The sequence below is a fragment of the Compostibacillus humi genome (assembly GCF_014637175.1).
Taxonomy (GTDB): Bacteria; Bacillota; Bacilli; order Bacillales; family Amphibacillaceae; genus Oceanobacillus; species Oceanobacillus humi.
This window is the reverse complement of record NZ_BMEV01000045.1, coordinates 22,622-29,362: the sequence shown is the minus strand read 5'-3', so window position 1 is coordinate 29,362 and position 6,741 is coordinate 22,622. Positions and strand designations below refer to the sequence as shown.

Below are 6,741 nucleotides of genomic sequence, written 5' to 3'. Positions count from 1 at the left end.
TTAAAAAGTCAAGTAATATGCATTATTATTTTGATTTTTGGGGGTGAAGCACATAAAAAGCCCTAGTCGAAAGACTAGAGCTTATGCGGAAATTTAATTTCCGAGAGACTATTTATAATTTTGGAGGTGACAGAATGAAAAAAAGAAAAGATTTCGCATTTCCTTTTAGAGTGTTAATTGGCTTTCTTCTTTTTTCGATTGTAGCTATTACGATCCTTCAAGTAGTATCAAGATTTGTTTTTGACAGTCCGTTAGTGTGGAGTGATGAATTAGGCAGATTCCTTCTCATATGGATGGTTTTCATTGGGGCGGCAATTGTCTCATATGATGATAAACATTTAGGTGTAGAAATGCTGCAAGAGAAAATGTCCCATAAGACTAAATTAATAACTACTTTAATTATGCGAGTTGTAATCTTGGCAGCATTAATTATAACAGCCTATTCATCATTTGAGTTGGTTCAAGTGTCGCATAGTCAGACTTCTGGAGCGTTGGAAATTCCTTTTTCATTCTGGCGAGGGGCAGCTACAGTAGGCGCTGTTTTAATGATTATTGCGATCATCATCCGATCCATCTTTGACATTATCGATTACCGCAATGGGGAGTACCGCAATAGTTCCCTCATTGAGGAGGAGGTGAAAGAATGATTTTCCTAGTAATTTTTCTAATGATTGCGCTAATTATTGTTGGAATGCCTGTAGCTTTTGCTTTATTAATTTCATCCCTTGTGTATTTGCTTGCTGAGGGTGTCAACCTTAGCATGCTTGCTCAAAGCTTAGTTCGTGGAGTTGACTCTTTTACGTTGCTTGCAGTGCCATTCTTCCTATTAGTTGGTGAACTGATGAATTCAGGAGGGATAACCAATAGGATTATCGATATGGCCAGGGTTCTGGTGGGACATTTTAAAGGTGGACTGGCTCAAGTAAATAACGTTGCAAGTCTTCTTTTCTCCGGTATTTCTGGTTCTGCAACGGCTGATACGGTTGCATTAGGTTCTGTACTAATTCCAGCAATGGAGAAAGAAGGATACGATAAAAAGTTTGCGGCTGCTATTACTGCAGCTTCATCAATTGTTGGTCCGATCATACCGCCGAGTGTAACACTGATTTTATTCGGGGTGGTTACTGCGCAGCCAATTGGGCCATTGCTGATAGCAGGTTTAATTCCTGGGGTCCTAATTACAGCTTCCTTAATGGTATATACGTATTTTATATCGAAAAAACGGGATTATCCGAGCTATCCGAGAGCTACCTTCCGGCAAGCGCGGAAAACGTTTTCTTCTGGGATTCCAGCGTTACTGTTGCCGGTGATTATCGTAGTCGGTACTGTCAGTGGTGTGTTTACACCTACTGAATCTGCTGCGATTGCTGCTTTATACGGAATTATTGTTACATTCTTCTATTACAAGAATGTTAACGTTCGTTCCTTTGCTTCCATTCTTATGAAAACAAGCTATGAATCTGCAAAAATATTGTTCATTATAGCTGCGGCGACTATCTTTGCTTGGGTCGTTACAAAATCTCGCGTATCTGATATTTTAGGTGATTTTCTCTTTAGCTTTACGACGAATCAGACAGTAATCATGACGATCATCGTTATCTTTTTATTTATTATCGGGTTATTTATGCTTCCGTCCGAGGCAATCGTAGTTTTTGCGCCAATATTAACTCCTATTGTAATGGATGCAGGTATAGACCCAATTCATTTTGGTGTTCTGATGGTGTTGACATTAACAATTGGAGGAGCTACTCCGCCGGTCGGGATGATGCTATATATTGTTGCCGATATCGCGAAGTTATCGTTTACCAAACTTGTAAGGGAAATGTTGCCTCTATATGTGCCGTTGATTGTTACTGTACTTTTAACCGCATATATACCATACCTGAGTTTGGTATTTGTAAAAATGTTCTTTTAAAAATTTTGAAAGGATTTGACTGAATTGGAAAAAAATGCTGTACATTTGATGACTTGGAAAGAAGTGGAAGATGCTTTTAAAAAAGATCCGGTTGTTATCGTTCCCTTAGGGTCTATGGAGGAACATGGACCGCATTCCATTACTGGTGACTTTCTCGCTGCAACAGAAGTCGCCAAAAGAGTAGCAGAAAAAACAGATTCTCTCTATATACCAACCGTTCCGTTTGGGAACTCGGAGTATTTTAGAAGCTATCCTGGAACTGTTTCACTATCCCAGCAAACAGTAATAAATCTTCTTCACGATATCGTAACAAGTTTAACCGAGCATGGCGTAACAAAAATTGCATTTTTCAACGGCCATGCTGGCAATGGTCCTGCGGTAGATCAAGTAGCCAGAGAGGTGAGACGCAATAAAAAAATCATGATTGCATCCATCGATTTATGGCAATTGCTTACTAGCGAGCAGAAAAAGGAGATCTACCAAGAAGATAAAGATCCTTCAGGACATGGCGGAGAACCGTTAACTTCAGTAATGTCATATTTATACCCGGAAAGCATGAGAATGGACTTGCTTCCGGAAAAAGCGGAGACCAGCGACAAATGGCAAGCTTTTGAAGTGGAAAATTTATCGAAAGTGAAGTTAAACGGGTCCAAAGGAAACATTTATTTTAACATGGAAGAATTATCCGAATCTGGAATCTTAGGCAATCCATACAATGCATCAAGAGAACGGGGAGAGAAAATAATCTCCAGCGTAGTAGAATATGGCATATCTCTAGTTGAAAAGATGAAGTCTTCCAATATGTTATTAAAATAATCATTTATATAAATAATAGGAGGAATAGTCTATGAAAAAGAAACTTATCCTTTTTTTGGGAATAGTCATGGCGATCGCATTACTTTCTGCATGCTCGGATAAAGGAGAAAGCAGCGAATCAAATTCTGATTCAGGTTCTGGTTCAGGAGAAACATACGAAATTTCTTATAGTACATGGGCAAATCCTGGAGAACCTGCTTACGAGGGAATGGAAAAGTTTAAAGAAATTGTAGAAGAAAAAACAGACGGCAATATTAAAGTTGATTTATTTCCTAGTAACCAATTAGGAACAACAGAAGAACAAATGGAACAGGTTAAATTAGGTACGATTCAAATGATGTCAAGCGGCAACCCTGGACTTCAAGAAATTGAATATCTGTCTCTTCCATATTTGATGAAATCAAATGCACATTGGAAACATGTATTAGATTCTGATGTTGGACAGGAATGGAACGAAAAATTAATCAATGAAATGGGAATTAGAAATATCGGTATTTTACCTCGTGGTCCAAGAGTAATCTCAGCGAATAAAGAAATATATACACCAGATGATATGGCCGGATTTAAAGTTAGATCTCCGGAAAGAGATTACTATGTTCAAACGTTTGAGGCACTTAATGCAAATCCAACGCCAATGGACTTTGGCGAAGTATACAGCGGCTTGCAGACGGGTGTAGTGGATGGTCAGGAAAACCCGCTAGAAACGTTTTATTCTGCTGGGTTCCAGGAAATCCAAGACTATGTAATTTTATCGAACCATATGTTTAAACCAGCTTTTGTAACGATAAATGAAGAGTTTTTCCAAAATCTCCCGGAAGAGTATCAGCAAATTATACTAGATGCAACTGCGGAAGCGGAAGCATTTGCGGAAGAAAAACTTGCTGAAAGTGAAGAAACGATGAGACAAGAACTGGAAGCAGCAGGAGTAACCTTTATCGAGCCGGATATTGATGCATTTAGAGAAGCAACTCAAGAAGTGCGGGATAGACTTGGTAAGGAAGTATGGGGAGAAGAAGTCTATCAGCAAATTGTAGAAATGGGACAAGCGGATTTGTAATTGATGACGATTAAGGTTAATGAATTCATTAACCTTAATCTTCTTTATCAGACTAACATAAGGGGTTATGATATGGAATCTATTAATCCGGTAGTGAAAAAAATTCATAGTTTAACTCAAGAAATTGAAGAACAAATAATCAGCATCCGGCGTCATTTACATGAAAATCCAGAATTAAGCTTCCAAGAAAAAAATACGACGGAGTTTATTTACAATACGCTGAAAGATACAAGCATTCAGACGCAAAGATTTCCTTCTGGCACTGGACTCGTAGGGGTATTAGAAGGCAAAGGGGACGGGCCCACCCTTGGAATCCGGGCGGATATTGATGCATTGCCGATTAAAGAGGAGACAAACCTGGAGTTTGCTTCGAAAAATCCCGGGGTGATGCACGCATGCGGCCATGATATTCATACGTCCGTATTATTGGGAACAGCAATTGTCCTTGACCGGTTAAAGGACCAGATTAACGGTAAAATCAAATTTATTTTCCAGCCGGCGGAAGAGACGATGCAAGGAGCAAAATATATGATAGAAGAGGGGGTGCTTACGAATCCTGATGTAGATAATATTGTCTGTTTGCATACTTGGCCATTTACAGACGCAGGCAAAATTGGGGTTCGTCATGGCGCCATCATGGCATCGACAAATCGATTTGAGATTACAGTATCAGGAACTGGCGGCCATTCGGCACATCCGCATAAAAGTGTTGATCCAATCCCGATAGCAGCGCAAATTGTGACCGGCCTGCAGCAGATTGTATCAAGAAAACTTCCTCCTTTAGACTCTGCCGTAATTACGATTGGACAAATCCACGGAGGAACTGCAGACAATGTTATTGCCAAAAATGTAACGATTTCGGGAACAGTACGTACTTTAAAGACAGAAGTGAATGAAAAAATTAAACAATCGATGGAAGAAATTGCCGGAAACATTGCCAAAGCATATCATGCAACTACTGAAGTAGCGTATTTTCCAGGTTCCCCGCCTGTTATTAATAATGATGCGCTGGTCGACCTCTTGCAGGAAACAGTAATCGAAAGTCTGGGAGAAGAAAACTTAGAATACTTGCCTGAACCTTCCTTAGGCGGAGAGGATTTTTCATTCTATCTTCAGCACGTCGACGGAATGTTATTCCGGTTAGGGACACGGAACGATACAGAGGATTCACAGAGAGGCTTGCATAACCCCGGCATAATTTTTGATGAAAAGGCAATTTCAACAGGAATCATAACGATGAGTTCATTTGCAGTGAAGTATTTAAACAAGAAAAAATAAATATACGGTGAAAATGTAAAAACCCTATGGCAGCTATCTGCGCTATAGGGTTTTTGCTTTTATGTGCAGTGATTGTTATCTCTCCACAATTCTTTTTCTAGGATAAATTTTATACTTTGTAATGAACTTTGACCACAGGTTCAAAGGCTGGCTTAAACGAAATTAAATCCAACAAATGCATTCCGATTTCCAAAGACGAAATCCCGCCCGGTTCAGGCGGGAATTTCACTTGTCTTTTATCCGATACACTGCTTGCTTTTCGGCGATGATTTCGTCCCTGAAGTGGAGTGCGCTTAAACCGCCGTAGTCTAAAATAATGTCCTCTGTTCTGCGCATCTGTTCTTTAAGCACATATGCGGAAGTTTCCACCTCCAGCTCCATTCCATTTTTAAAAACGACAATACCGTTATATTTCCCTTCCTTAATTTTTTCCACATGGTGATAGAAAATCCAGCAGCAAGCTTTGTCATCCAAGGCATGGGTAGGAAAAGCATAAATACCAAGGTCCGGGTTAATGGGGATAGGGACTTTCCGACGGTATTTTGTCTTGCACATGACAGCTTCCCTCCTACCATCAAATGAAGAATAATAATCGATGCACGCATCCCTGATAATCTCCAGCGGCCTTTTTTGAATTCGCAACATTCCATTCACCTCCAAGACGAGTGCCGAATTATAAAAAGGGGGTGCATAGGCTACGGCCATTGTATTATTGTTCACCCGATAATAGGAAAGAGTGTGTGCCAATATGATTCTCCTCCTGCTATGTAATTGTGGAAATGGAATGAAAAGGCTTCGTCCTTCCTGCAACACCACCTCTATAACTTTTTAACCAGTTCGAATTAACTAAATTATAGCAAAAATAAATTTTTTCGCAATTTTTAAAGTTATACCTAACTTAGATCGTGGCCCGGCAAAAATGGGGTTTTGACACGGAAAAGGCGTCATTTTCAGCAAAAAAGGCCATTTTTTAATGGGTTTGGAAAAGTTAGCTGATTCGACAGATTTCGGATGTTTTCCTATGATAAAGGCGAAAAAAACGAAGGGGGGGTAAAGATTGGAGAAAGGGGAGGAGCAAAAGGAGGTGATCCGCCACCATCTTCAACATATTCCGTTCGAGGAAATTTTCAAGAAACACGAAGCGAGAATCCATTACCACATCCACAAGCTGGGAATCCATGACACGAATCGGGAGTTTTACATGGAAGGGCTGTACGCCTTATGGATTGCCTACAAAAACTATCGGCCGGAAAAAGGCTCGATGGATACGTACTTCAACTACATGATTCGCTTTCGTCTTATCGATTTAATCCGCAAAAAAACGCGGCAAAAGGAAAAAGAGGAGCTGTATGCCGAGCAGCAAATGATCCATGAAACGTCCGGCAACCGGTACGGGGATTCGAAAAAGCCGATTGTGGATGAATACGGCATTGAACTGGTGGACAGCGCCTTCTGGGAGAAATTGCGCAGCCGATTGACGAACAGACAATGGACGTGGGTTTACCACCATATTATTTTGGAAAAACCGCTGAAAGAAATCGCTGAGGAACAGGGGGTCTCCTATGAAACGGTGAAAGGCTGGGGGAAAGAGGCGCGAAAACGCATCCGCGAGATGTATAAGAAAAGCTTGGAGGAATAAGGGCATTATGGAAGGAGGGGGCACCCGGGCGGCAGG

Annotated in this window: 7 protein-coding genes; 6 read left to right on the top strand and 1 reads right to left on the bottom strand. The window is 40.5% G+C overall.

Annotated elements, in window-relative coordinates; all coding sequences use genetic code 11:
• Positions 1 to 134 precede the first annotated feature (134 nt).
• The 5 genes from IEV18_RS11740 to IEV18_RS11720 all read left to right on the top strand — a co-directional run bounded on the left by IEV18_RS11740 (position 135) and on the right by IEV18_RS11720 (position 5,066).
• A complete protein-coding gene (locus IEV18_RS11740; RefSeq protein WP_188392572.1) occupies positions 135 to 647 on the top strand; it encodes a TRAP transporter small permease in 513 nt (170 codons plus the stop codon).
• Positions 644 to 1,915, top strand: a complete 1,272-nt coding sequence (locus IEV18_RS11735; RefSeq protein ID WP_188392571.1) for a TRAP transporter large permease — start codon at positions 644 to 646, stop codon at positions 1,913 to 1,915. The genes IEV18_RS11740 and IEV18_RS11735 overlap by 4 nt, the downstream gene beginning before the upstream one ends.
• A gap of 24 nt (positions 1,916 to 1,939) precedes the next feature.
• A complete protein-coding gene (locus IEV18_RS11730; protein WP_188392570.1) occupies positions 1,940 to 2,731 on the top strand; it encodes a creatininase family protein in 792 nt (263 codons plus the stop codon).
• Between the two features lie 31 nt (positions 2,732 to 2,762).
• Positions 2,763 to 3,788 carry a TRAP transporter substrate-binding protein gene (locus IEV18_RS11725; protein ID WP_188392569.1) on the top strand — a complete coding sequence of 342 codons (1,026 nt, stop codon included), beginning with the start codon at positions 2,763 to 2,765 and terminating at the stop codon, positions 3,786 to 3,788.
• Positions 3,789 to 3,860: 72 nt separating this feature from the next.
• Positions 3,861 to 5,066 (top strand): M20 metallopeptidase family protein, encoded by a 1,206-nt coding sequence (locus IEV18_RS11720; RefSeq protein ID WP_188392568.1) that lies wholly within the window; start codon positions 3,861 to 3,863, stop codon positions 5,064 to 5,066.
• Positions 5,067 to 5,291: 225 nt separating this feature from the next.
• Here IEV18_RS11720 and IEV18_RS11715 read toward each other — a convergent pair whose 3' ends face one another.
• Positions 5,292 to 5,813 (bottom strand): competence protein ComK, encoded by a 522-nt coding sequence (locus IEV18_RS11715; protein ID WP_188392567.1) that lies wholly within the window; start codon positions 5,811 to 5,813, stop codon positions 5,292 to 5,294.
• A gap of 310 nt (positions 5,814 to 6,123) precedes the next feature.
• Here IEV18_RS11715 and IEV18_RS11710 point away from each other — a divergent pair, with 310 nt between their 5' ends.
• Positions 6,124 to 6,705, top strand: coding sequence for a sigma-70 family RNA polymerase sigma factor (locus tag IEV18_RS11710; RefSeq protein ID WP_229733647.1), 582 nt, complete (start codon positions 6,124 to 6,126; stop codon positions 6,703 to 6,705).
• Positions 6,706 to 6,741: the final 36 nt, after the last annotated feature.